Here is a 26,607-nt window from a genome sequence, read left to right on the forward strand (position 1 = left end):
CTCTCTTCTTCGGCCTCTCGTGACGGTCTCACAAGTGGTAAATGACTTGTTTTTAGAGGGAGTCTTCATTTACTGCATAAATATGACGAGTTGTGTACCCGTCAGGAAAGCTTCCAGCGGATTTCCAAATTAGCGAGAAAGCCTGTTCAGGTCAAATACCAATGTAAAATGTGCTGATAAGCGATAATTTTTAATTATACCTATGAAAGATAATGATTTTTTTAGAAAAACTATCTCGAGAAATGAATATGGCGTTTAATTGAAGTGTGAGCTGTATCACTATACAAAAGCGCAGGAACCCTTATCCGTGCTACGTTATTTCTGTGTTGCAGCATATTATGCTGCTTATGGCTACTTTTAGATTTCATGAAACTATTTTTAAGTATTGCTTCATCTTTTCATTAAGAGAGCATTCGGGATAAGAGAAATTAATTAACACAGATGTGAGTTTATTTTCACTAAAAGCGAATAAAAATGCATTTCATTGGGATGTGTGTGATTGATCGCGGTCATCGCGAAGGGAGCGAGAGAAAGGTAGTCTGCTGTTCCTCAAGGGAGCAGGTTAGAATATGCAATTGCAAAAATTAATCAATATGTTTGGCGGAAATCTTCAGCGCCGCTATGGCGAGAAGGTTCACAAGCTGACGCTGCACGGCGGATTTAATTGCCCAAACCGCGACGGGACGCTGGGGCGAGGCGGTTGCACGTTCTGCAATGTGGCCTCGTTTGCCGATGAGCAGATGCAGCAACGCAGCATTGCACAACAGTTGGAAGCGCAGGCGGGAAAGGTGAACCGAGCCAAACGTTATCTGGCGTATTTTCAAGCGTATACCAGTACCTATGCCGAGGTTCAGGTGCTGGAAAGCCTGTATCAGGAAGCGCTGAAGCAGGCCGAAATGGTAGGGCTTTGTGTGGGTACTCGGCCCGACTGCGTGCCCGATGCGGTGCTGGATTTGCTGTCCCGCTATCATGAACAGGGTTACGAGGTCTGGCTGGAGCTGGGGCTGCAAAGCGCATATGACAAAACGCTGCACCGGATTAATCGCGGCCATGACTTCGCCTGCTATCAGGAAACCACCCGCCGTGCGCGTGAGCGCGGTCTGAAGGTGTGTAGCCATCTGATTGTGGGTTTACCAGGAGAAGATGCACAGCGCTGTTTATCGACGCTGGAGCAGGTTATCGAGACCGGCGTGGAAGGTATTAAACTTCATCCTCTCCATATCGTGGAAGGCAGCACGATGGCGAAGGCCTGGCGAGCGGGAAGGCTGCCCGAGCTGGCGCTGGATCGCTACGTGGAGACGGCGGGAGAGATGATTCGCCATACGCCGCCGGATGTGATTTATCACCGCATTTCCGCCAGCGCCCGCCGCCCGACCCTGCTGGCCCCGCTCTGGTGTGAAAACCGCTGGACGGGCATGGTCGAGCTGGATCGCTATCTGCAAACGCATGGCGTACAGGGTTCCGCGCTGGGCACGCCCTACCGCTACGCGAGTATGTGATGCGTCAAAAGACGCGGGCGTTAGAGGCTGATATTTCGTGTTGTGAATCTACGGGGTAGCGCCGTATAAGTCGCTATTTTACGTTATGATGCGCGGGTTGGTGACTAAGGGAAATCGCTATGAAGCAAATTCGTCTGTTAGCTCAGTACTATGTTGATTTGATGGTAAAACTGGGGCTTGTCCGTTTTTCACTGCTGCTGGCCTCGGTATTGGTGCTGCTGGCGATGGTCGTGCAAATGGCGGTCACCCTGTTGCTCAGTGGGGAAGTCGAAAACATCGACGTCGTCCGCTCCATTTTCTTCGGGCTGTTGATTACGCCCTGGGCCGTTTATTTTCTCTCTGTGGTGGTGGAACAGCTTGAAGAGTCGCGCCAGCGGCTGGCGAAGCTGGTAGCGAAGCTGGAAGAAATGCGCCACCGGGATCTGGAGCTGAATGCGCAGCTTCAGGAGAATATCGCGCAGCTCAATCAGGAAATCGCCGACCGTATCAAAGCGGAAGACGCACGTGTGCTGGTGATGAGCCGACTCAAAGAGGAAATGTCCCGCCGCGAACAGGCGCAGATTGAGCTGGAGCAACAGTCGGCGCTGCTGCGCTCGTTCCTCGATGCCTCGCCGGATTTGGTTTACTACCGTAACGAAGAGAAAGAATTCTCCGGCTGCAACCGTGCGATGGAACTGCTGGTGGGCAAAAGCCAGAAGCAGCTCATTGGCCTGACGCCGCAAGATGTTTATGCCCCCGATATTGCCGAGAAAGTGATGGAGACGGACGAAAAAGTGTTCCGCCACAACGTTTCTCTGACCTATGAACAATGGCTGGTTTATCCCGATGGCCGTAAAGCCTGTTTTGAGCTGCGCAAGGTGCCGTTTTATGACCGAATGGGCAAACGTCACGGGCTGATGGGATTTGGACGCGATATAACGGAGCGTAAGCGTTACCAGGACGCGTTAGAGAACGCCAGTAGGGAGAAGACCACCTTTATCTCAACTATCAGCCACGAGCTTCGTACGCCGCTTAATGGGATTGTCGGGTTAAGTCGCATCCTGCTGGATACGCAACTTGACCCTGAACAGCAAAAATACCTGAAAACCATCCACGTCAGCGCGATTACGCTGGGCAATATCTTTAACGACGTAATCGAGATGGACAAACAGGAGCGCCGCAAGGTGCAACTGGATAACCAACCGATCGATTTCACCGGTTTCCTGGTGGATCTGGAAAACCTCGGCGGCCTGCTGGCGGAGCCGAAAGGCCTGAAGCTGATTATGGACCAGCATCAGCCTTTGCCGCAGAAAGTCATGACTGACGGAACACGCCTGCGGCAGATTCTGTGGAACCTGCTCAGTAACGCGGTGAAATTCACGCCGAAGGGTGAGAACGGCAAAAAAGGCGAAATTGTGGTGCGCGTCTGGCATGAAAAAGGCGATCGCCTGCGCTTTGAGGTGGAAGATTCCGGGATGGGTATTCCGGCGGATGAGTTGGAAAAAATCTTCGCCATGTATTATCAGGTCAAAGACCAGCACGGCGGGAAACCCGCAACGGGCACGGGAATCGGTCTGGCGGTGTCGAAGCGTCTGGCACAGAACATGGGGGGCGATATTCAGGTTTCCAGCACGCAAGGCAAGGGTTCCTGCTTTACCCTGACGGTCATTGCACCGAGCGTCGATGAAGCGGGAAGCGGTCTGGAAGACGACGATGATTTGCCGCTACCGGCGCTGCACGTTCTGTTGGTGGAAGATATCGAACTGAACGTGGTGGTCGCGCGTTCGGTGCTGGAAAAACTGGGGAACAGTGTGGATGTCGCGATGACTGGGCAGGAAGCGCTGGACATGTTCGATCCCGATGAGTTCGATTTGGTGCTGCTCGATATCCAACTGCCGGATATGACCGGGCTGGACGTGGCGCGTCAGCTGCGTTCACGCTATGGCAAACGTAGCATGCCGCCGCTGGTGGCGCTGACGGCGAACGTACTGAAAGATAAACGTGAATATCTGGATGCGGGTATGGATGACGTGCTCAGCAAGCCGCTGTCGGTGCCAGCGCTGACGGCCGTCATCAAACAATTCTGGGATACTCATACGGTGTGGACGGAAGAACCGGTGGTTGAGGAAGGTGATGAAATGGCAAATGCAGAAGACGATCTGCTGGATATCCCGATGCTGGAACAGTATCTGGATTTGGTGGGGCCGAAATTGATCCACCAGAGCCTGGAGATGTTTGAGCAGATGATGCCGGGTTATCTGGCGATTCTGGATTCCAATATGACGGCACGTGACCAGAAAGGCATTACGGAAGAAGGGCACAAAATTAAAGGGGCAGCGGGCTCCGTCGGGTTACGGCATTTGCAACAAGTCGCCCAGCAGATTCAGACCTCATCGCTACCGGCATGGTGGGATAACGTGCAGGAATGGGTTGATGAGCTTAAGCACGACTGGCGTCATGACGTTCAGGTACTGCGTGATTGGGTAGCAAAAGCAGAAAAAGAATCCTGATACGGTCTGTTGCGGCCACAGGGACGTGGCGAGCAAAACGGTTAGAAAATTTTTTCGTCTCACGCGATATCATGCAAAAAGTGCAAAACGGCGTCAGATTTCGTGGTGTTTACGATTGAAGAGGGGCGGGAATGCGGGAGAGCTTTGCACGTTTTCATACGGTAGAAAAAAATGACCCCGACCGAAGTCGGGGTGCGCGAATTATGCGCCAACACCAGGGAAAACATGCACCTGCATTTAGATCTCAGGGTTTGTAAACTCGCAAGTGCGGATATTCGTGTCTTAACTATGTTTTTACTACCAACGTTCTTACTAGTACAACTTACAACAGCGACTAAAACCTCGCTACTGTACATCTTCATCAAGCAACAAAATAGCAAATGTAGAAATCTTTGTTACAAGAATCATTAAAATGTGTGATGTAGATTAGTGTTTGTCAATTAAAAAATCAATTAGTTGATGTAATGAAATGAAGGAAAAGATGATGAAACGAGTCGGCATTGTCCTTAGTGGCTGTGGTGTTTATGACGGTTCCGAGATTCATGAAGCCGTATTGACGTTACTTGCGCTGGATCGCGCGGGCGCACAAGCGGTTTGCTTTGCGCCAGATAAGCCGCAATTACAGGTGGTTAACCACCTGACGGGTGATGTAACTGATGAGAATCGCAACGTTTTAGCAGAATCAGCACGGATCGCCAGAGGAAAAATCCAGCCGCTTTCTACCGCGAATGCACAAGACTTAGATGCACTGATTGTGCCGGGTGGTTTTGGCGCTGCGAAAAATTTAAGTGACTTCGCAACACAAGGAACGGCATGTCAGATTGATGAAACGCTGCAATTACTCACACAGGAAATTTATAAGCAGAATAAACCAATTGGTTTTATTTGCATCTCACCTGCGCTGTTGCCGACGATTTTGGGTGTACCTGTTCGCGTAACCATTGGTAACGATATTGATACCGCTGAGGCCGTTGAGGAGATGGGCGGTATCCACGTTGTTTGTCCGGTCGATGATATCGTGGTTGATGAGGAACATAAAATCGTGACGACACCGGCCTATATGCTGGCTAACTCCATCAGCGAAGCGGCAAAAGGCATTGATAAGCTCGTTGCTCGCGTATTGGATCTCACCGAATGAGGTGGAAGCGAGGGCGTGGAGGCTTACTCACGTGGCTGAAGCGCCTGATTGTCCGGAGTGTGTTGGTCGTCATCGGAGCGTGGCTGGCAGGCATTGTGTTGTTTTCCTTCCTGCCCGTACCGTTCTCCGCTGTGATGGTCGACAGGCAGATCAGCGCATGGTTGAAGGGCGAATTCTCCTACGTTGCCCATTCGGACTGGGTGGCAATGGAGGCGATCGCACCGGAAATGGCGCTGGCGGTAATGGCGGCGGAAGATCAAAAATTCCCTCAGCACTGGGGCTTCGATCTTGATGCGATTGGTCAGGCATTGAAGCACAACGAGCGCAACACGCAGCGGATTCGCGGTGCGTCTACGCTGTCACAGCAGATGGTGAAGAACCTGTTTCTGTGGGATGGACGTAGCTGGGTGCGCAAGGGGCTTGAGGCGGGTATTACCACCGGGGTTGAGCTGGTTTGGACAAAGCGGCGGATTCTGACCGTGTATCTGAATATCGCTGAATTTGGCCCCGGGATTTTTGGCGTGGAAGCGGCTGCCAGACGTTATTTCAATAAATCGGCCAGCAGGCTGACGGCAAGCGAATCCGCCTTGCTGGCGGCGGTGTTGCCGAACCCGATTCGCTTTCGTGCAAATGCGCCCTCTGGCTATGTTATTCAACGCCAGCAGTGGATTTTGCGCCAGATGAAGCAGATGGGCGGCGACGCATTTTTGCGAGATAACAATCTGAATTAATAAATTTTGTTCGTTAGTATACCGAAAAATTTTCGCGTTAACGGTCGTGTTTTCGACATCAGGAGAAAGTATGCGGTTACGTTATTGGTCAGGTTTACTGGTTGCATTGTGTTGTGTGGCTTCTGTTGCCCGTGCGGACGTGGAGCCTAAAGTGTCATCCCCCGATAATCCTTACGCCTTCTTGCAGCAGCCTCAGCTATCCTCGGTAAAACAGCAGTTACAGCAGAAAACGGAAAAGCCACAGACGCGGATGGCGTACGAACAGCTTATTTCGGAAGCCGATCGCGCACTGAAAAGTGATAACCCTAGCGTGACGGAAAAGAAATCCACGCCACCCAGTGGTTCAAAGCATGATTATTTGAGCCTCAGCGCCTACTGGTGGCCCGATCCCGACAAAGCTGATGGCTTGCCTTGGATTCGTCGTGATGGGCAGGTAAACCCTGCCAGCAAGGATGAAGAGACTGACGGTGTTCGGCTGGCGAAATTCACCGCCCAAACGCAGGCGTTGACGCTGGCGTGGTATTTCTCTGGTAAACAGGCTTATGCCGATAAAGCCATGTCGATGATCCGTACTTGGTTTATTGACCCTGCTACGCGCATGAACCCTAATCTCGACTTTGCGCAGGGTGTGCCGGGCATCGCGCCGGGCAGGGGCTCAGGCGTGCTGGACGGGCGCTATTTTTCCACCCGCATCGTCGATTCGCTGATTATGCTGCGTCAGGCTTCGGGCTGGACGACGCAGGATGAGCAGCAGATGCAGAAATGGATGAGCGATTATCTGCACTGGCTGCAAACCAGCAAACTGGGGGAAAAAGAGGCAACGGCCCAGAACAACCACGGTAGCTGGTATGCCGTACAGGTTGCGGGAATTGCCTGGTATCTGGGGAAAATCGACGTGGTGAAGTCCATGGCGCAATTGCAACGGGAGAAGTTGGATCACCAACTGCAACCAGATGGTGCTCAGCCGGAAGAGCTGGCGCGTACCCGTTCCTTCCATTACAGCTACTTCAACCTTCAGGCGATAACGGATATGGCGATGTTAGCTTCCCGTGTCGGGGAGAATATCTGGCAGTACCAAACGCCAACGGGAAGCAGTGTGATAAAGGCGCTGGATTTTATGGCACCGTATCTGGATGAAAATAAAGCGTGGCCGCGCAAGACGATGGACAGGCAAAGCAGCCGCCTTATTCCACTGTTATTGCAGGCAGAGCGTGGCTTGAAAACGCCGCGTTACCAGGCGCAAATCAAGCAGACGGGCTTTGCGGAATTGCTTACTGGCGAGGCTGGCGCGCGTGATAAAGAACCGAGTCATATCAGTGTTGAAACCCGCCGTGCACTCTGGCTGCTTAACCCCGCTATGCCATAATTTTCTTGGGCCCCGATCTCATCGGGCAAAGATACGTGTCCCTGAACTGGGATAAAAAGCGCAGAGATAAAAAAACCGCTGATGGAGTCATCAGCGGTTTTTGTTTTTTAAAGAAAAAATCGCGTTATTGCAGGTAGGTGAAGGCCGTCGTGACGTGTTTCACGCTGCCAACTTTACTGGCGATTTCTGCGGCGGAGGTGCCTTCACGCTGTGTCACCAGACCTAACAGGAAGACTTCGCCGTTTTCCGTTGTGACTTTGACGTTAGAGGATTTAACTGTGTCGCTTGCCAGGATCTGCGAGCGAACTTTAGTGGTGATCCAGGTATCCATGGAGGCGGTTCCCATTGAAACCGGCGTGCCTTGGCGGATCTCGTTGTAGACTTCGGCTGCCCCGTCCACGCCGAGGGCGATTTGCTTAGCTCGGCTTGCCATTTCTGTGCTCGGCGCCTGTCCTGTTAACAATACTTTCCCCTGATAAGCCGTTGCAATGATACGGGCTTCTTTTTTCAACTGCTCGTCTTTGCTGATTGCATTTGTCACGCGGACTTCCAGTGTGCCATCGTCAACCTGCGTGCCTACGGTACGCGGGTCAGTGGCCGTTTTGGTTGCCACAGCACTGCCAACAGCAACAACCCCGACACAGCCTTGTAGCAGCAGGGCGATAGACAGCACGGCAAATGCAGAACTTATCCTCATGTAGTGCTCCTTCAATCGTTCTGGTGTGGAAAAAGTGTGTTATCAATTAAATCGCACAGGCAATTTACTGTCAGCATGTGCATTTCCTGAATACGAGCACTGCGGTGTGACGGGATGCGAATCTCCACATCCTGCGGCCCGAGCAGCCCAGCCAGTTCTCCACCATCGTAGCCGGTCAGGGCGACAATCGTCATGTCGCGGGTAACGGCAGACTCTACGGCTTTAACAATATCGCGACTGTTGCCACGGGTTGAAATTGCCAGTAGTACGTCGCCAGCCTGACCTAACGCTCTGACTTGTTTGGCATAGACCTCTTCATGCAAGCGGTCATTGGCTATCGCAGTTAAGACCACATTATCCGCATTAAGTGCGATAGCCGGTAAGCTTGGGCGCTCTGCTTCAAAGCGGTTAATCATGCTGGCGGCAAAATGCTGCGAATTGGCTGCCGATGTTCCGTTACCACAGCACAGAATCTTGTTGCCGTTTAGCAGAGACTGCACCATTACAATTGCGCCGCGGGAAATGGTGTCAGGCAAGGCTTCTGCCGCTGCAATCTGCGTTTGAATACTCTCGGTAAAACAAACTTTTATTCTATCCAGCACGTTGAATTAACCTACGTAAATTGAAATTCATCAAGGATGTGTTATCCCTGTGCGGCAAAGGCGTTAGGGAGCCAGTCGAACTGTTCGCCTGTAATTGCCAGCACGTCAAAACGGCAATCCACCGTGTCGAAGCTGGCACCTCGTTGCGCCAACCACACGGTGGCGGCGTGCAACAACCGCTGCTGTTTGCGTCGGGTGACGCTGGCTGCCGCATCGCCAAAATGGGCGTTGCGCCGATAGCGCACTTCAACAAACACCCAAATATGGCGATCGCGCATGATCAAATCCAGTTCGCCGCCGCGTAGCGTAACATTCGCGGCGGTGAAGGTCAGGCCCGCGCGTTCAAGATAACGCCGGGCCTGTTGTTCGTAAACTGCACCAGCCGCTCGCTGATTCAGAGAACGGGTACCAGTTGGCCCTGACGATATTGCTGCCAGGTTAACTGCCGATTGATGGTGCAATCCGGCCCTGCGCTTAACATCCCCGTTGCGCCAGGAATCTGGTGACCCGGAATTTGGCGCATTTCACCAAAGTGGCTGGCGAGCGTCCAGGCATCCATCCCCATGGCATACAGGCGGACTAATGAGTAATCGTTTTTAAACTGGCTGCTGACCTGCTGCATCAGCGCCGGGTTTGCGCCGGCTAACAGCGGGATATCGCTAAACTGCAAACCTTCCATTTCGAGGCGGAAGTCTGGCCCTAATCCAGCCTGGAAGCTACGTGAGCTGGCATAGAGCGCTGGACGTGCGCGTGACGTGGTACGCATATCAATCATCGGCTTAATCAGCGCCAGCTCATCTGGCGTTGCGATGATATAGACCGCATCAATGTTGCCACTGACGGACGAACTGGACGTAGGCTGAACCTGAGAGGGAATGGTTAAGCCGCCGATGGTGGTGCCCGATGGTGTTTGCTGCTGCGACACGTTAACGGGTTGACCGCTCAGGCTTAAGCCCGCGCCACTATTGATGGCCTGCTTTAATTCCGCCGTGTTGCCAAAGCGCTGTTGCAGCGAGCTGGTGCCGCTTTGCTGGTTCCAGGCCTGCGCGAATGCGTTAATGATACGGTCGCCCAGCGCACCGCGAGGGGCTAAGATCAGCGGCTGCTGTTTACCCTGCTGATGGATAAATTTTGCCGCGTCTCGGGCTTCATCCTCTGGAGAGAGGGCGAAATAGCAGATGTTAGAGCTATTTTCGACGTGTTCCGGCTGGTTCAACGCCAAAATATTCAGCGGTGACTGGCTGTTCGCCAACTGATCCACTTCATTTTTCAGCAACGGGCCGATGACCAGCGATGCGCCATCCTGCTGTGCCTGCGTGAGAATATTTGCCAGCGGCTGTGAAGAGGTGTCATACACTTTGACTGGGAGCGAACTGGACAGCCCAGCGCTGGTCGCCTGTGCTTCCGGTGCAGGCGTCGGGGAGGCTATCGCCTGATCGCTGTACGGTGCGGGCGATTGGGCACTCTGACCCTCTGACGGTGGGGTAACCTGTTCAGTTTGCGTAGCGTCCGCTGAAGGTGCTACAGGGGCAGAGACGGCAGCAGTGGCTATCTGGCCGTTCTTTGCTGCGTTAAAGCCTTGCTGGATGGCATTGGCGAAAACCTGCGCCTGACCATTGAGTGGCAACAGCAATGCGATGCTGTTCACCGATGACTGCTGGTAGTTAATGACCTGACTCAACGGCGTAGGCAGCGTTTTTGCAGCAGGATGGTGCGGATAGCGGGTTTGCCAGTCCTGAATCGCGCTCTTTAACTGATCGGGAGAAGTTCGGTTATCCTGATAGTTATTGAGCAGATCGACCCAGCCTTGCAGCACATTTTCATTCGCATTAATCAGCAGTGAGTTCGACTCCTGCGGTGACATTTGCGTCAATGCCAGCCAGGTCTGATCGAGGTTCATCTGATGCTCGTCGCCTTTCAGCAGCGGCTCTTGGGCGATATAGGCCCGCAGCAGCTCAATGGAAGGACGCCCTTGTGCTGTTTTGATTTGCGTTTGGTAGTAACGCTGTTTCTGCTGATCGGAAAGTGCGCCCACATCAAGCTGGCTCAGCGCCGCTTTGGCCGCATCCATATTGTTTTGGGTGACGGACAGTTCCGCACTAAGTAACTGCTGTTCTTGCTTTTGCGCCGCACTCAATTTTTCTGGCAGTGCGTTGAACTGCTGGCTTGCCTGAGGGGCTTTCCCTTCCTGTAGCAGGGAACGAATAGCAAGTAATTGCCAGTCAGCCTTGTTATTATCGCTACTTTGCTGCATCTGCTGCAGATAATAATCGGATGATGCGTCAGCTTTGCCCTGAACCTCGGGTGGCGGGCTCTGCGGTGCATGGCTTGGACAGCCTGCGAGAAACAGTGCCGCTAACAAAACAGGGATAACACGCCCTGCCTGGGTACGGACGAAATGAAAGGGAAGCATACTGTATCCAGTGATTTTTTTTAAAGATGCTCAATATTAAATCGGCAACCCGGATGAAACAATGAATCAAGACCAACAAGCAGACATTTCTGCATCTACCCTCTACATTGTCCCCACGCCAATCGGCAATCTGGGCGACATCACGCAGCGTGCGTTGGCGGTATTGGCGAGCGTTGATCTGATCGCCGCAGAGGATACCCGCCATACCGGTCTGCTGTTACAACATTTTGCGATTAATGCGCGACTGTTCGCATTACACGATCATAACGAACAACAAAAAGCGGATGTATTGCTGGCTAAATTGCAGTCAGGACAAAGCATCGCGCTGGTTTCCGATGCGGGCACGCCGCTGATTAACGACCCCGGCTACCATTTGGTTCGACGCTGCCGTGAAGCGGGCGTTCGCGTGGTGCCACTGCCGGGCGCGTGCGCGGCGATCACGGCGCTTTCCGCGTCCGGCTTGGCGTCTGACCGTTTTTGCTATGAAGGTTTTCTGCCCGCCAAAACGAAAGGGCGTAAAGATAAGCTGCGTGAGCTCGGAGAAGAAACCCGCACGCTGATTTTCTACGAATCCACACATCGTCTTTTGGACAGCCTGCAGGATATCAGCGAGGTGCTGGGAGCCGAGCGCTACGTGGTGCTGGCACGCGAAATCACCAAAACCTGGGAGTCGATTCACGGCGCGCCCGTGGGCGAACTGCTGGCCTGGGTGAAAGAAGATGAGAACCGTCGCAAAGGGGAAATGGTGCTGATTGTAGAAGGGCATCAGATTGATGACAGCGCGCTGTCAGCAGAAGCGTTGCGCACGCTGGCACTATTGCGTGCTGAGCTGCCGCTGAAGAAAGCGGCTGCGCTGGCGGCTGAAATTCACGGCGTGAAGAAAAACGCGCTTTACCGCTACGGGCTGGAGCAAGAAGGCGATAGCGGTGAATCGGGGGATGACAAGTAGGGCAATTTGCCCTATCATCCGCGCCGGAGTTGACCAGACAGTCGCCGCTTCACTGCCGTCCCTTTCGGGGGAGACAGGTGGAGGGGAGGAAAGTCCGGGCTCCATAGGGCAGGGTGCCAGGTAACGCCTGGGAGGCGCAAGCCTACGACTAGTGCAACAGAGAGCAAACCGCCGATGGCCCATGCAAGTGGGATCAGGTAAGGGTGAAAGGGTGCGGTAAGAGCGCACCGCGCGACTGGCAACAGTTCGTGGCACGGTAAACTCCACCCGGAGCAAGGCCAAATAGGGGTTCACATGGTACGGCCCGTACTGAACCCGGGTAGGCTGCTTGAGCCAGTGAGTGATTGCTGGCCTAGATGAATGACTGTCCACGACAGAACCCGGCTTAACGGTCAACTCCCTTCATCATGAAACCCCGCTTCGGCGGGGTTTTGCTTTTTTATGAAAGAAAGCGGCTTAACGGTCAGTGTAAAACGATGCTTAGGAAATACTATAATAAGTGCTTTTAAAAGTGCTATTATTAGTATGTTTAAGTCACCTTTGACTAACCGAATTGAGTGATTGAGATTATGGCTTTTAATATCCTAACTAACACCGCTGCCAGCATCACTGAGTTGAAACGTGACCCAATGGGTACAGTACGGGCTGCTGAAGGTGAAACTATCGCTATACTGAACCGGAATGAGCCGGTGTTCTACTGTGTGCCTCCTGCCGTATTCGCTTATTTAATGGAACTGGCTGAAGATGCCGAACTGGGGCGTACCGTTGATGACCGGATGTCAGAACTAGCTGACGCGGAAGAGATTTCGCCCGATGACCTATAAGTTAAAATTTGTGCCTTCTGCATTGAAGGAATGGGAAAAATTAGGGCGCCCTGTCCGAGAGCAGTTCAAGAAAAAGCTGGTTGAGCGTTTGGAAAATCCTCGTGTTCCTTCAGCCCAACTTCATGGCCGTAAAGACCAGTATAAAATTAAACTGAAGTCCGCTGGCTACAGGCTGGTGTATTTGGTCCAGGATGAGACCATTACTGTGATGGTTATGGGCGTTGGAAAGCGCGAAGGTAGCCAGATTTATTCTGATACTAAAGGTCGTTCTGCTTAATCTGGTCTTTTGCGAGTCCTATCCCTTGTCGATGGTTTTTCTTACCGTGTAATACCTTTCAAATTAATTGATGTTCTCCATCACATAACTCTGACTTTTTCTGTGTCATAAAGCGCGTAAAGTAAGGCCATCGCGTGCGGCTGCACGCTCGCTGACATTTTTCAGAGGATATGATCATGAACAACATTTCTCGGATGCCTGCACTGTTCCTCGGCCACGGTAGCCCGATGAACGTGTTGGAAAGCAATGTGTATACTCAGGCATGGCAAACGCTGGGTGAGACGCTGTCGCGTCCGAAGGCGATTATCGCGGTTTCCGCCCACTGGTATACCCGTGGTACGGCCGTGACGGCGATGGAGAACCCACGCACCATCCATGACTTTGGTGGCTTCCCGAAGGCGCTGTTTGATACCCAGTATCCGGCCCTTGGCTCGCCTGAGTTGGCGGCGAGAATCCAGCAGGTGCTGGCACCGTATCCTGTTACTGCCGATCAAAGCCAATGGGGTTTGGATCACGGCTCTTGGGGCGTGCTGATCAAGATGTATCCCGATGCGGATATTCCCGTTGTGCAACTGAGTGTGGACGGTACGCAGCCTGGTGCGTATCACTATGAATTAGGGCGCAAGCTGGCGGCACTGCGTGATGAAGGCTTCATGATTGTGGCCAGTGGCAACGTCGTGCATAACCTGCGGATGGTGAAATGGGATGGTGACGCGGAGCCATATCCGTGGGCCATCTCATTCAATCAATTTGTGCGTGATAACCTGGCTTATCAGGGAGACGACCATCCGTTGGTTAATTTTATGCAGCATGACGGTGCCGCATTATCCAACCCGACGCCCGATCACTATTTCCCGCTGCTCTATGTGCTGGGAAGCTGGGACGGCAAAGAGGCAATTAGCATTCCGGTCGATGGGCTCGAAATGGGATCGCTGAGTATGCTGTCGGTACAGGTGGGATAATACGCTTTTTGCGACAGAAATGAGTAAGGCACGGCGAGAGCCGTGCCTTATATACTCGTCATACTTCAAGCTGCATGCATGTTGGCTGCGCTTCGCCACCCGAATCACTTACCTGAGTAAGCTCATCGGGATGTCTTCTCTTGCCGCCGCCATGCAACTCGAATTATTTAGAGTATATTCTGATGCTTAATCCAGAATGGTATGCGGATAGAAGCGCGAGAGATCTTGCGTGATCAGGGCGCGATCTTCACGTACGCCGATACCACAAGGTTGATCGTTCACCAGCCAGCTACCAATCAGCGTGTAGCTGTCGCCGAATTTCGGCAGTTGATGGTACTGCTGGACGATCATCCCTTCTTCGCCGTAAGGGCCGTCGGCTGATGCAATCTCTTTGCCGTTTTCGACGATCTGGATGTTCGCCCCTTCGCGTGAAAACAGCGGCTTGATGACGTAGCTGTCCAGCTCGGGATGCTCATCTTCCGCGAAGTAGGCAGGAAGCAGATTGGGGTGATTAGGGAACATTTCCCACAGCATCGGCAGCAGTGCTTTATTGGAAATGATGCTTTTCCAGGCCGGTTCCAGCCAGCGCACGCCCGCATCTTCCAGCTTGGTGGAAAACATCTCGCGCAGCATGAACTCCCACGGATACAGCTTGAACAGATTACCAATCACCTGATTTTCAGGATCGGTAAACTGGCCTTTCTCACCGAGGCCAATTTCCTCAATGTACAGAAACTCGCTCGGAAGACCCGCTTCCAGCGCGCAATCCTGAAGGTATTGCACCGTACCGCGATCTTCTTCCGTATCCTGACAGCAGGCGAAATGCAGCAAGCCGAAGCCGTGATTCAGTTTTAGCTCTTCAAAACGTTCGATCAGCTTTTCCTGAATGCTGTTGTACTGGTCAGAATTCTGCGGCAGATTTCCGGCGTTGATTTGATCTTCCAGCCAGAGCCACTGGAAAAAGGCCGCTTCGTACAGCGACGTTGGCGTATCGGCATTGTTCTCCAGCAGTTTTGCAGGGGACTTGCCGTCATACGCCAGATCGAGGCGTGAATACAGCGAAGGCTGATTGGTCCGCCATGAATGTCTGACGAATTCCCAGGTGTGTTTGGGAATTCGGAATTTGGCGAGTAGTACGTCACTGCTGATGACTTTTTCCACCACTTGCAGACACATCTGATGCAGTTCTGCTGTGGTTTCTTCCAGTTCTTCGATCTGAGCAAGCGTGAATTGGTAGTAAGCCTCTTCGCTCCAGTAGGGCTCGCCGTACATGGTGTGGAAACGAAAACCAAACTCGGTGGCTTTTTCCTGCCAGTCAGGACGCGCTGTAATATCTATCCGCTTCATTCAATACGTCCTCAGCCGCCCATGCTACGGGAAGAGCTGGAACTTGAACTGGCGCTACTGCGCTGCATGCTGTTTTGCTTCGCGACGGTTTCACCAAAGCCACCACGCGTGATGGTCGAGGTGGTTGCAGGCTTCGGTGCCAATGCGGTTTTAGGCACGGTCATTGAGCGGCCTGTCGTTGCGTTGCCGTAGTTTTTACCTGCGGCATCAACGAACTGACCATTGGCCGGGCTGGCTGGCGTTTTTGGACTGAAAAGCGGCTGCTGTGCGAAACCGGCGCCGCCACCCATCATTCGGCCCATCATGTAACCGGCCATCAACGGCATCCAAGACATACCCCCACCCTGCTGCGATTCTGCTGCCATACCGGCCTGTGCCGGTGCAGGCGTTTGAGTACACTGCGCTTCGCCAAATTCCGCTACGCAGTCTTCTTTCGTGGCGTATTTCGGGGCCGTTTTTTCTGCTTCTTTTAACGCATTATTGTACGCGGTGGTGCATTGGGCTGCCATCGACGGGTTAGCTGACGAACAATCATCCGCATTCTGGTAGAGGGAGACGGTTTCATCAGTTTGTTCGCAGCCAGCGAGGAAAAATACGGCGCTGACGGCCAAAGCAACAGGTGCCAGACGGTGCGTCCGCCATTCCTTGCGGAACGTTTCCTGGTTAATATTTTTTGTACGTTTCATCGTGTTTATCCCAGATCAAAGCATCACGGCCAATAACAAATAAGTGTGCCTAAGGATAGGGTAACGCTGCTTGAATTTAAAGCGGCAATAGGTGTAACTGAAGGCGTCTTTACGTTGCTATACATTATGTTGTGCAACGTTTCGCTTAATGAAAGGTGAATACGTCTTCTGCAACTTGATGAGGTTGCGTGGTTCTGCAAAAACATCGACATAAAAAAGGGGAACCGTAGTTCCCCATCTGTATCGATAAACGCGGCTAGCTGATTAACGTTGTGCTGAGGCAGTAGTTGCCAGCGGAGCGCTGTTGTCGGTTACGGCCGGCGTGGTAGATACCGGTTGACCCAGTGACGCATTCAGCGCTTGCAGGTCAGTTTCGCTCAACGTGCCCTGTGCGGACTTGATGTTTAACTGATTGATCAGGTAATCATAACGTGCGCTAGAGAGCTGCTGTTTGGCGTTATAAAGCGTGGTGGTGGCATCCAGTACGTCAACGATGGTACGTGTTCCTACCTGATAACCGGCTTCCATCGCATCCAGCGAGCTTTGTGCAGACACTTCAGCCTGTTTGTAAGCATTGATGCTGCTGATGGATGCTGAAATATTGTTAAACGATGAACGTACCGTCTGAATCACAGAACGGTGTGCGCTTTCCAGCAATTCACTAGAGCTAACATAGCTGTGCTGTGCTTGCTTCACCTGAGAGTTAGTCGCACCGCCGCTGTAGAGCGGCAGGGTGAAATTGATGCCTACTCTGTGCTGTCCTGCGTCGGTATCGCTAAAGTTGCCGCCATTCGTCCGTGAGCCGGAATAGCGGGTATCGCTCACACCCGTTGATGCGGTGAGATCCAACGTCGGCATATAGCCTGTCTCGGCGGAGCGAATTTGCTCGCGTGCCAAATCCTGACTCAAACGTGCGGACAATAGGTTCAGGTTGCGGTTTTCGGCTTCTTTCAGCAGGTTGTTAACCGCTTCAGGTTTCTGGGTAGAGAAACGCTCGATATTCAGACCGGCCAACTGCGGGTAGAAATTGCCGGTAATCTGACGCAATGATTCCAGTGCGTTATCCAGCGTATTACGCGTTAACACTTCATTTGCCAACACGCTGTCATACTGTGAGCGGGCGTTCTGAACGTCAGTAATCGCCACAAGACCTACATTGAAGCGCTGTGTCGTTTGATCCAACTGACGATAAATTGCCTGTTTCTGCGCATTGATGTAAGACAGCGAGTCAATCGCACGCAGGACGTTGAAATAAGCGGTTGCGGTGTTCAGCATCAGGTTTTGCTGCGCGGTCTGATAAGTGACGTCTTCAATACCCGCTTGTTTTTCCTGCAACGTCAGCGCACGCCATTTCGACATGTCGAACAGCGTCTGGGTTAGCTGCAATGCAGCGCTTTTTTCGTTGCTGTTGACGCCATTACTGTCGCGGTAACCCTTGTTATAGGTATAACCTGCATTGATTCCCAACTGCGGCAGTAACGGGCTGCGTGATTCGTTGATTTTTTCAAACGCGGCGTCGCGGGTTGCCGCAGAGCTGCGTAAATCAGGGTTGGTGCTTTTTGCCTGCTGGTAGACCTGTAACAGGTTTTCCGCCTGACTCATGGCGCTAAAACCGCCCAGGCTCAGACCAATAAGAAGAGGGAGCAATTTCTTCATTTGCATTCCTTGTTGTGCAGCAATCTCGCTATGGTAGCGCTGTCTGTAGACGAATAATTGTCGATTCTATCAGAATCTGCCAATAGGATAAGGTAGCTGAACGTGCCATCTTTCAGCGGAATATGTCCACAGAGTCAGGTAAATTGACCCATTGGATGATTCAGTGTGGCGTCTTTCTGTTCAGTAAGGCACCGAAAAGTGGTGCAATGGGGGGGAAATCCCCCTCACTTAGCCGACGTCACGCCTAATAAACGTTCAAAAACAATGATGAGTATAATGATAGCGGATTCCGCCATACAATACCGGATTCCATTAATACTTGTTACAGGAGTACTGCCATGGCGTCTTCCGTATCTGGTCCGGTTACTTTCACCAAAGATGATGTAGAAATTATTGCACGTGAAACGCTGTACGACGGTTTTTTTTCGCTGGAACGTTACCGTTTCCGTCATCGCCTGTTTAATGGCGGCATGAGCGGTGAAGTCAGCCGCGAGATTTTAGAGCGTGGCCATGCTGTAGTGTTGCTGCCTTACGATCCGGTGCGTGATGAAGTGGTATTAATAGAACAGATTCGTATCGCTGCCTACGACACCAGTGCTTCTCCCTGGCTGTTTGAGCTGGTGGCTGGCATGATTGAGCCAGGAGAAAGCCACGAAGAGGTGGCGCGGCGCGAAGCAGAGGAAGAAGCCGGATTAAGGGTTGGCCGTTGCCGACCGATAATCAACTATCTTGCGAGTCCCGGCGGCACCAGCGAGCGTCTGGCGGTGATGGTGGGCGAAGTGGATACGCGTACGGCGAAAGGCATTCACGGCCTGGCGGAAGAGAATGAAGATATCCGCGTACATGTGGTGAGCCGTAAACAAAGTTATCAATGGGTTGAAGAAGGTATTGTTGATAACGCCGCATCTGTCATTGCCTTGCAATGGTTGGCATTGCACCATGAAGAACTGAAACGTGAGTGGGTGGAGTGAATTTATGAAACGTTATACTCCGGATTTCCCGGCCATGATGAGGCTATGTGAAACCAACTTCATGCAATTGCGGCGTTTGCTGCCAAAAATTGATGAAGTCGGCGAAATCGCGGTTTATCACGTCAATAATGCGGTCTATCAACTGACAATCCTTGAGTCTACTCGCTACACCTCATTGGTCGAAATTAAGCAGACGGCGCCCGCTGTCAGCTATTGGAGCCTGCCAATGATGAGCGTTAGGTTGTATCATGATGCGTTGGTTGCGGAAGTGTGTGCCAGCCAGCAGATCTTTCGTTTCAAAGCACGTTATGATTATCCTAATAAGAAGTTACATCAACGTGACGAAAAGCATCAAATTAATCAGTTTCTTGCTGATTGGCTAAAGTATTGTTTGGCGTATGGTTCGATGTCGATACCGGTTTTTGATACCCAATAGATTTCAAGACGCAGGACGGCGACAGTCGAGCCAACAAGGGAAGGCAGCATATTCTGCAATTTGAAAGATGACGGGTAGAGACAGATTTACGTAACCAAGGACACCATTTGGAAAGCCTGTTGACACTGCCTGTGGCGAGTGGCGCCAGAGTCAGGATTTTACAAATAACTGATACCCATCTTTTTGCGGGCGAGCATGAAACCTTGCTGGGTATCAACACCTATCGTAGCTATCACGCTGTGCTGAATGCCATCAAGGCTCGGCAGGATGCGTTTGATTTGATCGTCGCGACGGGCGATTTGGCACAGGATCACACGCTGCAAGCCTATCACCATTTTTCACGCGGGATTGTGCAGATCCCTGCACCTTGTGTATGGCTTCCGGGTAACCACGATTTCCAACCGGCGATGGTCGATGCGCTGGCTGACGCCGGTATTGCACCGTCCAAGCATGTGCTGCTGGGCGACAAGTGGCAAATCATCTTGTTGGACAGTCAGGTATTTGGCGTCCCACACGGCGAGCTGAGCGAATACCAGCTTGAATGGCTGGAGCGCAGCCTGAAAAGTCAGCCTGATCGCTTTACGCTGTTACTGCTGCACCATCATCCGCATCCTTCCGGCTGTACCTGGCTCGATCAGCATAGCCTGCGTAACGCGCATAATCTGTCTGCGGTGCTGGATCGCTATCCACAGGTGAACACCGTACTGTGCGGACATATTCATCAGGAGATGGATTTTGACTGGCATGGCCGCCGCTTGCTGGCCACGCCGTCGACCTGCGTACAGTTCAAACCACACTGCACTAACTTCACCATTGATGACGTGGCGCCGGGCTGGCGCTATCTGGACCTGCTGCCGGATGGCCGTCTGGAAACCGAGGTCTATCGTCTGTCGGGTAGCGAATTCCTGCCTGACATGGATTCGGACGGTTACTAATGCCAACGCTTCTTTATCTGCACGGCTTCAACAGCACGCCACAGTCGGCGAAAGCGACGGCCCTGAAAACGTGGCTGGCAGAGCGGCACCCTGAAATTGATATGGTGATTCCACAGATTCCACCGTATCCGTCGGAGGCGGCTGAGATGATGGAGTCGCTGATTATGGAGCGGGCCGGTCGTCCGGTGGGCATTGTTGGCTCTTCTCTGGGGGGGTATTATGCCACCTGGTTATCCCAGTGTTTTATGCTGCCTGCCGTGGTGGTGAATCCTGCGGTGAAGCCGTTTGAACTGTTGCTGGACCATCTCGGAGAATATCAGAACCCCTACACCGGTGAACAATATGTGCTAGAGTCTCGGCACGTTTACGATCTGAAGGTCATGCAGGTTGACCGACTGGAATCGCCGGATTTGCTCTGGCTGCTGTTGCAGACAGGGGATGAGGTTCTGGACTATCGTCAGGCAGTCGCGTATTACACGGCCTGCCGTCAAACTGTGGAGTCAGAGGGCAACCATGCCTTTGTCGGATTTGAGCGCTTTTTCACACCGATTGTGAATTTTTTAGGGCTCACGACAGACTGAATCGCCGCATATGCATTGAAAAACGAATCGCTGAAAGCGGTTCGTTAAACACCATTCACTGAACTCAAAGAATTAACGCAAACTATGGCTCAATCAAGTTATAACGCTGATGCGATTGAAGTACTCAGCGGACTGGAACCGGTGCGCCGTCGTCCGGGAATGTACACCGATACCACGCGTCCTAACCATCTGGGACAAGAGGTCATAGATAACAGCGTTGATGAAGCGCTGGCGGGTCATGCACGCCGTATTGATGTGATTCTGCACGCCGATCAGTCGCTGGAAGTGATTGATGACGGTCGTGGGATGCCGGTGGATATCCACCCGGAAGAAGGCGTACCCGCCGTTGAGCTGATCCTGTGTCGCCTGCACGCGGGCGGCAAATTTTCCGGTAAAAACTACCAATTCTCGGGCGGCTTGCACGGCGTAGGGATTTCCGTGGTGAACGCCCTGTCTACCCGTGTTGAAGTCACTGTTAAGCGCGACGGTCAGGTATATGACATCGCGTTTGAAAACGGCGATAAAGTGCAGGAACTCTCCGTCACTGGCACCTGTGGACGTCGTAACACTGGGACGCGCGTGCATTTCTGGCCGGATGAAAAATTCTTCGACAGCCCTCGTTTTTCCGTATCCCGTTTGACGCACCTGCTGAAGGCCAAAGCGGTCTTATGCCCCGGTGTGGAAATCATCTTCAAAGATAAAGTTAACAACACCGAGCAGCGCTGGTGCTATCAGGATGGCCTGAATGACTACCTGTGCGAGGCGGTAAATGGCCTGATCACGCTGCCGGAAAAACCGTTTCTGGGGTCGATTACTGGCGATACGGAAGCCGTAGACTGGGCGCTGCTCTGGCTACCGGAAGGCGGCGAGCTGTTGACGGAAAGCTACGTTAACCTTATCCCGACGCCGATGGGCGGGACGCACGTTAACGGCCTGCGCCAAGGGCTGCTGGATGCGATGCGTGAATTCTGTGAATTCCGCAATATTCTGCCGCGCGGCGTGAAGCTGAGTGCAGATGACATCTGGGAACGCTGTGCTTACGTGCTGTCGGTCAAAATGCAGGAACCGCAGTTTGCCGGACAGACCAAGGAACGTCTCTCTTCTCGTCAGTGTGCCGCGTTTGTGTCCGGCGTCGTGAAGGACGCTTTCAGCCTGTGGCTGAACCAGAACGTGCAGGCTGCGGAACAGCTGGCTGAGTTGGCTATTTCCAGCGCTCAGCGCCGTATGCGCGCTGCCAAAAAAGTGGTGCGTAAAAAGCTGACCAGCGGGCCGGCGTTGCCAGGCAAACTGGCCGATTGTACCTCGCAGGATCTCAACCGGACGGAGCTGTTCCTGGTGGAAGGGGATTCGGCGGGCGGATCGGCGAAACAGGCACGCGAGCGTGAATTTCAGGCGATCATGCCGCTGAAAGGTAAGATCCTGAATACCTGGGAAGTCTCCTCCGATGAAGTTTTGGCGTCGCAGGAAGTACACGATATTTCGGTGGCGATCGGTATCGATCCTGACAGTGCCGATCTCAGCCAGCTGCGTTACGGCAAGATCTGTATTCTGGCGGATGCGGACTCCGATGGTCTGCACATTGCCACGCTGCTGTGTGCGCTGTTTGTTCGCCATTTCCGGGCGCTGGTTCAGGGCGGGCATGTTTATGTCGCGATGCCGCCGTTGTACCGTATCGATCTGGGCAAAGAGGTGTACTACGCGCTGGATGAAGAGGAAAAAGCGGGCGTGCTGGAGCAGCTTAAGCGCAAGAAAGGCAAGCCTAACGTGCAGCGCTTTAAAGGTCTGGGTGAAATGAACCCGCTACAGCTGCGCGAAACCACGCTGGATCCGAATACTCGCCGTCTGGTGCAGCTGACCATCAGCGAAGAGGATATGGATCAGACGATGGCGATGATGGATATGCTGCTGGCGAAGAAACGCTCGGAAGATCGCCGCAACTGGCTGCAAGAGAAAGGCGATAAGGCGGAGATTGAGGTCTAGCGCTAACAAGCGTCGAGTTTGATGAATAACTCGAACAAAAGGTAAACATTAGCCGTCTTTTAAGCTGGGGAGCTTTTGGGACGGTTTATTATGTCTATTTCGGCTCCTAAAATGAAATGCTTCAATGGTAAAAACATCATGGGGTTTCCTTCCATAAGTCGGATGGTGGAGGAGTCGCCCTTGTTGAATCATATTTAGAATCAATTCATTACCTGCATTTCGGATGTTATTCAGATATTCCTGCCTACTTTCCTCAACCTTTCCAGATGTACGCATACACATCTGATTTTTAGAACCATACTAATAAGTATGCCAGTCAATTCTTTTAACCATCATCCGTGGTGCATTAGCACTCAGGAGTCAGTACGGTTGTACGATGTAAAACCATTCAATGGATATGGTTTTTGTTGATCTCATCCTCTTGAATTAAAGCCAGAATCCAGTTCACCTAGCATTAAGTGTGATGTTGATCGCTTTTCCTTTGTTGGTTTGCATTTTTATTGAAATAAAAATGTGACCTATATAGCACTTAAATCAATTAAATTTGATTCACTCAAATTGGTTTGTAATTTATAAATATGTCTTATGAATTGGATCTGTAAATAACAGGGAGACGATAATGGAAATAACAACTATTAATTAATTTCATTGTTAATTATTAGATAATTTATTTTAGTTTTAAAAACGGTAAAGTACCTAAACTATGTCATTTTTGAGTCAAAAAATAAAAATAAAACCCTGCCAGATCGACGCGGTAGAATTAAACGATAAAACGTATTTGGTTAGGATTTACATAGCTTCCTATCATTATTTTACTGACAAAGATATTCATGACATGTTCGATTCAAATGAAAATTTCCATTTCAGCACGATGCACAGTCGTTACGCAGATCGAGACATATCGTTTGTAAAAAAAACAGTCGAAAAAATTAGTCAGTCTCACTTTTTATTATCCAATTTTTATATAGGAAGTGGTAAGGATTTTTTCAAATTGATAAAAAATGAACTTCATACCCTAGGGGTTAATGAAGGAAGAATTATTTCAGACAATTGCTAATCAGGATGCTGTTATGTTAAAGGAAGATTATTTACGCAGATTGAAAAGTCCGCGGCAGGTTTATATTGATTCTAAATTGATATCTGACGTATCTACTGAACCATCATTTCAAGGTGCAATTGATAGCATTGCCGAATTCTATCAACTTCAGGAGTTGCAGCCTGAACGGTTCACTTATGAAGAGAATGGTAGAAATTATCATATCAGTACACTTGCTCCTAAAACCAGAGAGGAATTAGCGAGAAAGCGAAAAAGTTATAAAGCCATTGCCGATTTATCATTTGGTATGTTGGGAAGAACACCGGACTTCATCAATAGTGCTTTAGCTGCTATGGCAACAAATTCCCATGTCCTTGGAGCGGGGCAATACGCTGATTTTTCTAGTAATGCAGTCAAATACTATGAACGATGCCGAAATGAAAATTTGTTTGTAGGCCACGGCGCAATTAACCCTCAGATTGATAGGGGTATTCAGCTAGGGTTACAAGAAAACAAATACTGTGGGGTTCGCTGTATTTCCCATGATGCAAAAGGAATGGTTGTCCGCGGTGCTAAAATGATAGTGACGTTGGCTCCAATTGCCGATGAGCTCTTAGTCTTTAATATGCCAGGATTGATCTCTGGTGATGAGGATTTCGCCCTCGCATTTGCCGTACCGGTTACGGTACCGGGCGTGAAGCTCATTTGTCGAAAGCCTCTGAACCATAATGGTTACAACCTGTTAGATCATCCAATTTCAAATCTTTTTGATGAGTCGGATGCGTATATGGTTTTCGAGGACGTATTTATTCCGTGGAGTGATGTCTTTGTCTTCAGGGATGTAGAAAAATCGAATTCATTTTATGACAAGACAAGAATCCGAAACCATAACGGGCATCAGGGAATTGTTCGAGGGCTTGCCAAAGCTGAATTATTAACCGGTGTTGCGATTGAACTGGCTAATAAAATGGGCTTGGGTAGTTTCTTGAATGTCCAAGAACAACTCGGAGAGATGACTTCAAGTCTGGAGTTAGTCCGTGGCGCGATCTTGTTGGCTGAAGAAGATGCAACCTTAGAAAACGACCTTTTAAATCCGAGTATTCACGCTATTCAGGCCATCCGATACCATTTTCCTAAGTGGTATCATCGGATGGTGAATATCATTCAATCTCTCTCTGCGGGCTCAATGCTTGCTGTCCCTCATCATGGGGATTTTGAAAATAACAATGGACCGATTCTTAAAGAAGCATTAAGAAATAAAAATATAAGTGCTGAAGATAGGTGTTTTCTCCTGAACTTAGCCTGGGATCTGAGTGGCGATGGTTTTGGGCAAAGGCAAATGGTTTATGAAAAATATCATGCAGGTGACCCTATCAGAATAGCTGCAATGCATTATTTAAATTACCCGAAAGGTGAATTATTTAAGCACCTCGATAATATCAAGAGAATTTATCATGATTCGTTGTGCTAGCTTGGCATATATCAAGCAAGGCAAAGTGTTGCTGGTTCGTGTTCGGGATAATACGGTGTGGTATTTTCCTGGTGGAAAAATATCACCGGGGGAAAACCCTAAAGAAACATTAATACGAGAACTTGAAGAGGAACTCGGATTAACTGTTACTGCATCCGAATTGACGTTTCTGACCACGGTAACCGGACCAAATCATGATGGTAGCGATAGCGTTCATCTGTCCATTTTTACCATCTCATTTTTACCGCCAGTCACCCCATGCGCTGAAATCAGTGAGTTGGGATGGTTTTCTCTTTCTGACACGGAACTCATGGCTCCGGCTGTCGTGAAAACGCTCAAGGTTATTAACAATGGCTTATGATACGGCTCAAGTCCGAGATCTTTTTGAACGGGAAAAAATAGATTTATTAATCGGATCAAGCAAAGAAAATGTTCACTATTTCACGGGTTTTTCACCCGTTGTTAAAACGTTGAATCCCTACCATGGGCAATGCTACGCATTACTTCATCGGTATGACATCGGTGCTGTAAGCATCGTGCATTCGATTGGCGAAATAGATCAGGTGCTTGATGCGGATGTTCCCGTCCAACATGTTCAGCCTTACGGGACATTTTACCGTGAATATGATGGCCAAACCTGCTTAAACGAAGATGAAGCTGCACTCCTGAAGCTTAGTCATGTCGAGTTATCTAAGGCATCACCTGCTGAAGCCTTAGAAAAGCTGATTTACAAAATACGGGATTATGGTGACATAAACAGTATCGGGTTTGATGAAGATGGTATGCCATTGCAGACCCTGGACTATCTTAAAAATAGCTTGCCCGGTATTAAATGGTGCGGCGTATCTAAGGGCATACGTCAGGCAAGGGGGCGTAAAACACCAAAAGAAGTCGATATGCTGACAACGTCGGCCTTGATTAATGAAGCGGCGATTTATGAGACGATAAAGTTAGTCCGCAGAGGCTCTAATGAGGCTGAAATAGCAAGTTGGTTTAATCAGGCGCTTGTAAAAAGAGGGGCTTTTCCTTCCTTGACGATGCTTAAAGTGGGTCGAGCGGCAGTCGGTGGGCAGAGGCGACAAAATGAAAAATGGTGTCTCGAATCAGGCGATCTTCTTTGGTTTGATTCTGACGCAGTTTATCAAGGCTATTGGTCCGATATTGCACGTGTATATGCAATCGAACGCGTTGAGCCCTTTATACAAAAGCGCTATCAGGCACTGCAAAATGGAATGTTATCGGCACTTGATTTTATTCGGCCTGGGCAAACAGGAAAGCAAGTGTTTTTCCATATTATGGACGTTGTACACCGTTCCGGTTTTTCTGAATATCGTCGTCATCATGTTGGGCATGCAATTGGTTTAGAACCCTATGAATTCCCAATATTAAGTCCCTCTGACGAAAATATTATACAAGAAGGAATGGTTTTGTCAGTTGAAACACCTTACTACGAATTTGGAATGGGTGCCTTGCATATAGAAGATCCGCTTTTGGTCGGCGTTTCCGGCAACCATTTTTTAACTTCTAACCCAGCGCCTAACTTAAAAATTCTATAAGGAAA

General features: G+C 50.7%; 24 protein-coding genes and 1 other RNA gene. 18 read left to right on the forward strand and 7 right to left on the reverse strand.

What is annotated here, in order from left to right; genetic code table 11:
- Positions 1-569 precede the first annotated feature (569 nt).
- From mnmL to EO763_RS01660, 5 genes are all read left to right on the forward strand, one after another.
- Entirely contained in the window at positions 570-1,499 is a 930-nt protein-coding gene (gene mnmL / locus EO763_RS01640; protein ID WP_161527868.1) for a tRNA modification radical SAM protein MnmL/YtqA, read from the forward strand.
- 119 nt (positions 1,500-1,618) lie between these two features.
- Positions 1,619-3,988 carry an aerobic respiration two-component sensor histidine kinase ArcB gene (gene arcB / locus EO763_RS01645; protein WP_161527869.1) on the forward strand — a complete coding sequence of 790 codons (2,370 nt, stop codon included), beginning with the start codon at positions 1,619-1,621 and terminating at the stop codon, positions 3,986-3,988.
- A gap of 484 nt (positions 3,989-4,472) precedes the next feature.
- Complete coding sequence (elbB, locus tag EO763_RS01650) at positions 4,473-5,126, forward strand: isoprenoid biosynthesis glyoxalase ElbB (protein ID WP_039493043.1); 654 nt, start codon at positions 4,473-4,475, stop codon at positions 5,124-5,126.
- Positions 5,123-5,857 (forward strand): monofunctional biosynthetic peptidoglycan transglycosylase, encoded by a 735-nt coding sequence (mtgA, locus tag EO763_RS01655; RefSeq protein WP_161527870.1) that lies wholly within the window; start codon positions 5,123-5,125, stop codon positions 5,855-5,857. The genes elbB and mtgA overlap by 4 nt, the downstream gene beginning before the upstream one ends.
- Before the next feature lie 70 nt (positions 5,858-5,927).
- Positions 5,928-7,223, forward strand: coding sequence for an alginate lyase family protein (locus tag EO763_RS01660; protein WP_161527871.1), 1,296 nt, complete (start codon positions 5,928-5,930; stop codon positions 7,221-7,223).
- A gap of 124 nt (positions 7,224-7,347) precedes the next feature.
- Here EO763_RS01660 and dolP read toward each other — a convergent pair whose 3' ends face one another.
- From dolP to EO763_RS01680, 4 genes are read right to left on the reverse strand one after another with little or no spacing between them, the layout of a single operon-like run.
- Positions 7,348-7,920: a division/outer membrane stress-associated lipid-binding lipoprotein gene (dolP, locus tag EO763_RS01665; RefSeq protein WP_103861636.1), complete on the reverse strand. Its 573-nt coding sequence runs from the start codon at positions 7,918-7,920 to the stop codon at positions 7,348-7,350.
- Positions 7,921-7,931: 11 nt separating this feature from the next.
- Positions 7,932-8,522: a DnaA initiator-associating protein DiaA gene (gene diaA / locus EO763_RS01670; protein ID WP_161527872.1), complete on the reverse strand. Its 591-nt coding sequence runs from the start codon at positions 8,520-8,522 to the stop codon at positions 7,932-7,934.
- A 41-nt stretch (positions 8,523-8,563) separates the two neighbouring features.
- Positions 8,564-8,920 (reverse strand): YraN family protein, encoded by a 357-nt coding sequence (locus EO763_RS01675; protein WP_425281360.1) that lies wholly within the window; start codon positions 8,918-8,920, stop codon positions 8,564-8,566.
- Positions 8,917-10,935 (reverse strand): penicillin-binding protein activator, encoded by a 2,019-nt coding sequence (locus tag EO763_RS01680; protein ID WP_161527873.1) that lies wholly within the window; start codon positions 10,933-10,935, stop codon positions 8,917-8,919. Before EO763_RS01680 ends, EO763_RS01675 begins: the two co-directional genes overlap by 4 nt.
- Positions 10,936-10,996: 61 nt before the next feature.
- Here EO763_RS01680 and rsmI point away from each other — a divergent pair, with 61 nt between their 5' ends.
- From rsmI to ygiD, 5 genes are all read left to right on the forward strand, one after another.
- Positions 10,997-11,884: a 16S rRNA (cytidine(1402)-2'-O)-methyltransferase gene (gene rsmI / locus EO763_RS01685; protein WP_039493033.1), complete on the forward strand. Its 888-nt coding sequence runs from the start codon at positions 10,997-10,999 to the stop codon at positions 11,882-11,884.
- Between the two features lie 25 nt (positions 11,885-11,909).
- Positions 11,910-12,288: RNase P RNA component class A (gene rnpB / locus EO763_RS01690), an RNA gene on the forward strand.
- A gap of 165 nt (positions 12,289-12,453) precedes the next feature.
- Positions 12,454-12,708 (forward strand): type II toxin-antitoxin system Phd/YefM family antitoxin, encoded by a 255-nt coding sequence (locus EO763_RS01695; RefSeq protein ID WP_161527874.1) that lies wholly within the window; start codon positions 12,454-12,456, stop codon positions 12,706-12,708.
- On the forward strand, positions 12,698-12,985 hold the full coding sequence (locus EO763_RS01700) for a type II toxin-antitoxin system RelE family toxin (protein ID WP_161527875.1): 288 nt from the start codon (positions 12,698-12,700) through the stop codon (positions 12,983-12,985). The genes EO763_RS01695 and EO763_RS01700 overlap by 11 nt, the downstream gene beginning before the upstream one ends.
- 176 nt (positions 12,986-13,161) lie before the next feature.
- A complete protein-coding gene (ygiD, locus tag EO763_RS01705; RefSeq protein WP_161527876.1) occupies positions 13,162-13,947 on the forward strand; it encodes a 4,5-DOPA-extradiol-dioxygenase in 786 nt (261 codons plus the stop codon).
- Positions 13,948-14,133: 186 nt separating this feature from the next.
- Here the strand turns inward: ygiD and EO763_RS01710 are convergent, their stop codons facing one another.
- The 3 genes from EO763_RS01710 to tolC form a co-directional block, all read right to left on the reverse strand.
- Positions 14,134-15,294: a glutathionylspermidine synthase family protein gene (locus EO763_RS01710; RefSeq protein ID WP_161527877.1), complete on the reverse strand. Its 1,161-nt coding sequence runs from the start codon at positions 15,292-15,294 to the stop codon at positions 14,134-14,136.
- 11 nt (positions 15,295-15,305) lie between these two features.
- Positions 15,306-15,980 carry a DUF1190 family protein gene (locus EO763_RS01715; RefSeq protein ID WP_010297420.1) on the reverse strand — a complete coding sequence of 225 codons (675 nt, stop codon included), beginning with the start codon at positions 15,978-15,980 and terminating at the stop codon, positions 15,306-15,308.
- 264 nt (positions 15,981-16,244) lie between these two features.
- A complete protein-coding gene (gene tolC / locus EO763_RS01720) occupies positions 16,245-17,636 on the reverse strand; it encodes an outer membrane channel protein TolC (RefSeq protein WP_161527878.1) in 1,392 nt (463 codons plus the stop codon).
- A 338-nt stretch (positions 17,637-17,974) separates the two neighbouring features.
- Between tolC and nudF the strand changes: the two genes are divergently transcribed.
- From nudF to EO763_RS01760, 8 genes are all read left to right on the forward strand, one after another.
- On the forward strand, positions 17,975-18,607 hold the full coding sequence (gene nudF / locus EO763_RS01725) for an ADP-ribose diphosphatase (RefSeq protein WP_161527879.1): 633 nt from the start codon (positions 17,975-17,977) through the stop codon (positions 18,605-18,607).
- A gap of 4 nt (positions 18,608-18,611) precedes the next feature.
- Positions 18,612-19,043 (forward strand): DUF1249 family protein, encoded by a 432-nt coding sequence (locus tag EO763_RS01730; RefSeq protein ID WP_005975547.1) that lies wholly within the window; start codon positions 18,612-18,614, stop codon positions 19,041-19,043.
- 107 nt (positions 19,044-19,150) lie between these two features.
- A complete protein-coding gene (gene cpdA, locus EO763_RS01735; RefSeq protein ID WP_161527880.1) occupies positions 19,151-19,978 on the forward strand; it encodes a 3',5'-cyclic-AMP phosphodiesterase in 828 nt (275 codons plus the stop codon).
- Positions 19,978-20,559: an esterase YqiA gene (gene yqiA, locus EO763_RS01740; protein ID WP_161527881.1), complete on the forward strand. Its 582-nt coding sequence runs from the start codon at positions 19,978-19,980 to the stop codon at positions 20,557-20,559. The genes cpdA and yqiA overlap by 1 nt, the downstream gene beginning before the upstream one ends.
- 84 nt (positions 20,560-20,643) lie before the next feature.
- The gene (gene parE / locus EO763_RS01745; protein ID WP_039493019.1) at positions 20,644-22,539 is read left to right on the forward strand and encodes a DNA topoisomerase IV subunit B; all 1,896 of its coding nucleotides are present in this window, start codon (positions 20,644-20,646) and stop codon (positions 22,537-22,539) included.
- Between the two features lie 1,025 nt (positions 22,540-23,564).
- The gene (locus EO763_RS01750) at positions 23,565-25,046 is read left to right on the forward strand and encodes a 4-hydroxyphenylacetate 3-hydroxylase family protein (RefSeq protein ID WP_208851976.1); all 1,482 of its coding nucleotides are present in this window, start codon (positions 23,565-23,567) and stop codon (positions 25,044-25,046) included.
- Complete coding sequence (locus tag EO763_RS01755) at positions 25,030-25,407, forward strand: NUDIX hydrolase (protein WP_161527882.1); 378 nt, start codon at positions 25,030-25,032, stop codon at positions 25,405-25,407. Before EO763_RS01750 ends, EO763_RS01755 begins: the two co-directional genes overlap by 17 nt.
- On the forward strand, positions 25,397-26,602 hold the full coding sequence (locus EO763_RS01760) for a M24 family metallopeptidase (RefSeq protein WP_161527883.1): 1,206 nt from the start codon (positions 25,397-25,399) through the stop codon (positions 26,600-26,602). Before EO763_RS01755 ends, EO763_RS01760 begins: the two co-directional genes overlap by 11 nt.
- The last annotated feature ends 5 nt before the right edge of the window (positions 26,603-26,607 follow it).

The sequence above is a fragment of the Pectobacterium odoriferum genome, from assembly GCF_009931295.1.
GTDB classification, from domain to species: Bacteria; Pseudomonadota; Gammaproteobacteria; order Enterobacterales; family Enterobacteriaceae; genus Pectobacterium; species Pectobacterium odoriferum.

Bases quoted from the DNA above. Each gene is read 5' to 3' on its own strand.
- yqiA (WP_161527881.1), top strand. From the start codon at position 19,978: ATGCCAACGCTTCTTTATCTGCACGGCTTCAACAGCACGCCACAGTCG.
- EO763_RS01755 (WP_161527882.1), top strand. From the start codon at position 25,030: ATGATTCGTTGTGCTAGCTTGGCATATATCAAGCAAGGCAAAGTGTTG.
- EO763_RS01730 (WP_005975547.1), top strand. From the start codon at position 18,612: ATGAAACGTTATACTCCGGATTTCCCGGCCATGATGAGGCTATGTGAA.
- tolC (WP_161527878.1), bottom strand. From the start codon at position 17,636: ATGAAGAAATTGCTCCCTCTTCTTATTGGTCTGAGCCTGGGCGGTTTT.
- arcB (WP_161527869.1), top strand. From the start codon at position 1,619: ATGAAGCAAATTCGTCTGTTAGCTCAGTACTATGTTGATTTGATGGTA.
- parE (WP_039493019.1), top strand. From the start codon at position 20,644: ATGGCTCAATCAAGTTATAACGCTGATGCGATTGAAGTACTCAGCGGA.
- rsmI (WP_039493033.1), top strand. From the start codon at position 10,997: ATGAATCAAGACCAACAAGCAGACATTTCTGCATCTACCCTCTACATT.
- dolP (WP_103861636.1), bottom strand. From the start codon at position 7,920: ATGAGGATAAGTTCTGCATTTGCCGTGCTGTCTATCGCCCTGCTGCTA.
- nudF (WP_161527879.1), top strand. From the start codon at position 17,975: ATGGCGTCTTCCGTATCTGGTCCGGTTACTTTCACCAAAGATGATGTA.
- EO763_RS01695 (WP_161527874.1), top strand. From the start codon at position 12,454: ATGGCTTTTAATATCCTAACTAACACCGCTGCCAGCATCACTGAGTTG.
- EO763_RS01700 (WP_161527875.1), top strand. From the start codon at position 12,698: ATGACCTATAAGTTAAAATTTGTGCCTTCTGCATTGAAGGAATGGGAA.
- EO763_RS01715 (WP_010297420.1), bottom strand. From the start codon at position 15,980: ATGAAACGTACAAAAAATATTAACCAGGAAACGTTCCGCAAGGAATGG.
- mnmL (WP_161527868.1), top strand. From the start codon at position 570: ATGCAATTGCAAAAATTAATCAATATGTTTGGCGGAAATCTTCAGCGC.
- EO763_RS01680 (WP_161527873.1), bottom strand. From the start codon at position 10,935: ATGCTTCCCTTTCATTTCGTCCGTACCCAGGCAGGGCGTGTTATCCCT.
- ygiD (WP_161527876.1), top strand. From the start codon at position 13,162: ATGAACAACATTTCTCGGATGCCTGCACTGTTCCTCGGCCACGGTAGC.
- EO763_RS01760 (WP_161527883.1), top strand. From the start codon at position 25,397: ATGGCTTATGATACGGCTCAAGTCCGAGATCTTTTTGAACGGGAAAAA.
- EO763_RS01710 (WP_161527877.1), bottom strand. From the start codon at position 15,294: ATGAAGCGGATAGATATTACAGCGCGTCCTGACTGGCAGGAAAAAGCC.
- EO763_RS01660 (WP_161527871.1), top strand. From the start codon at position 5,928: ATGCGGTTACGTTATTGGTCAGGTTTACTGGTTGCATTGTGTTGTGTG.
- elbB (WP_039493043.1), top strand. From the start codon at position 4,473: ATGAAACGAGTCGGCATTGTCCTTAGTGGCTGTGGTGTTTATGACGGT.
- mtgA (WP_161527870.1), top strand. From the start codon at position 5,123: ATGAGGTGGAAGCGAGGGCGTGGAGGCTTACTCACGTGGCTGAAGCGC.
- EO763_RS01750 (WP_208851976.1), top strand. From the start codon at position 23,565: ATGAAGGAAGAATTATTTCAGACAATTGCTAATCAGGATGCTGTTATG.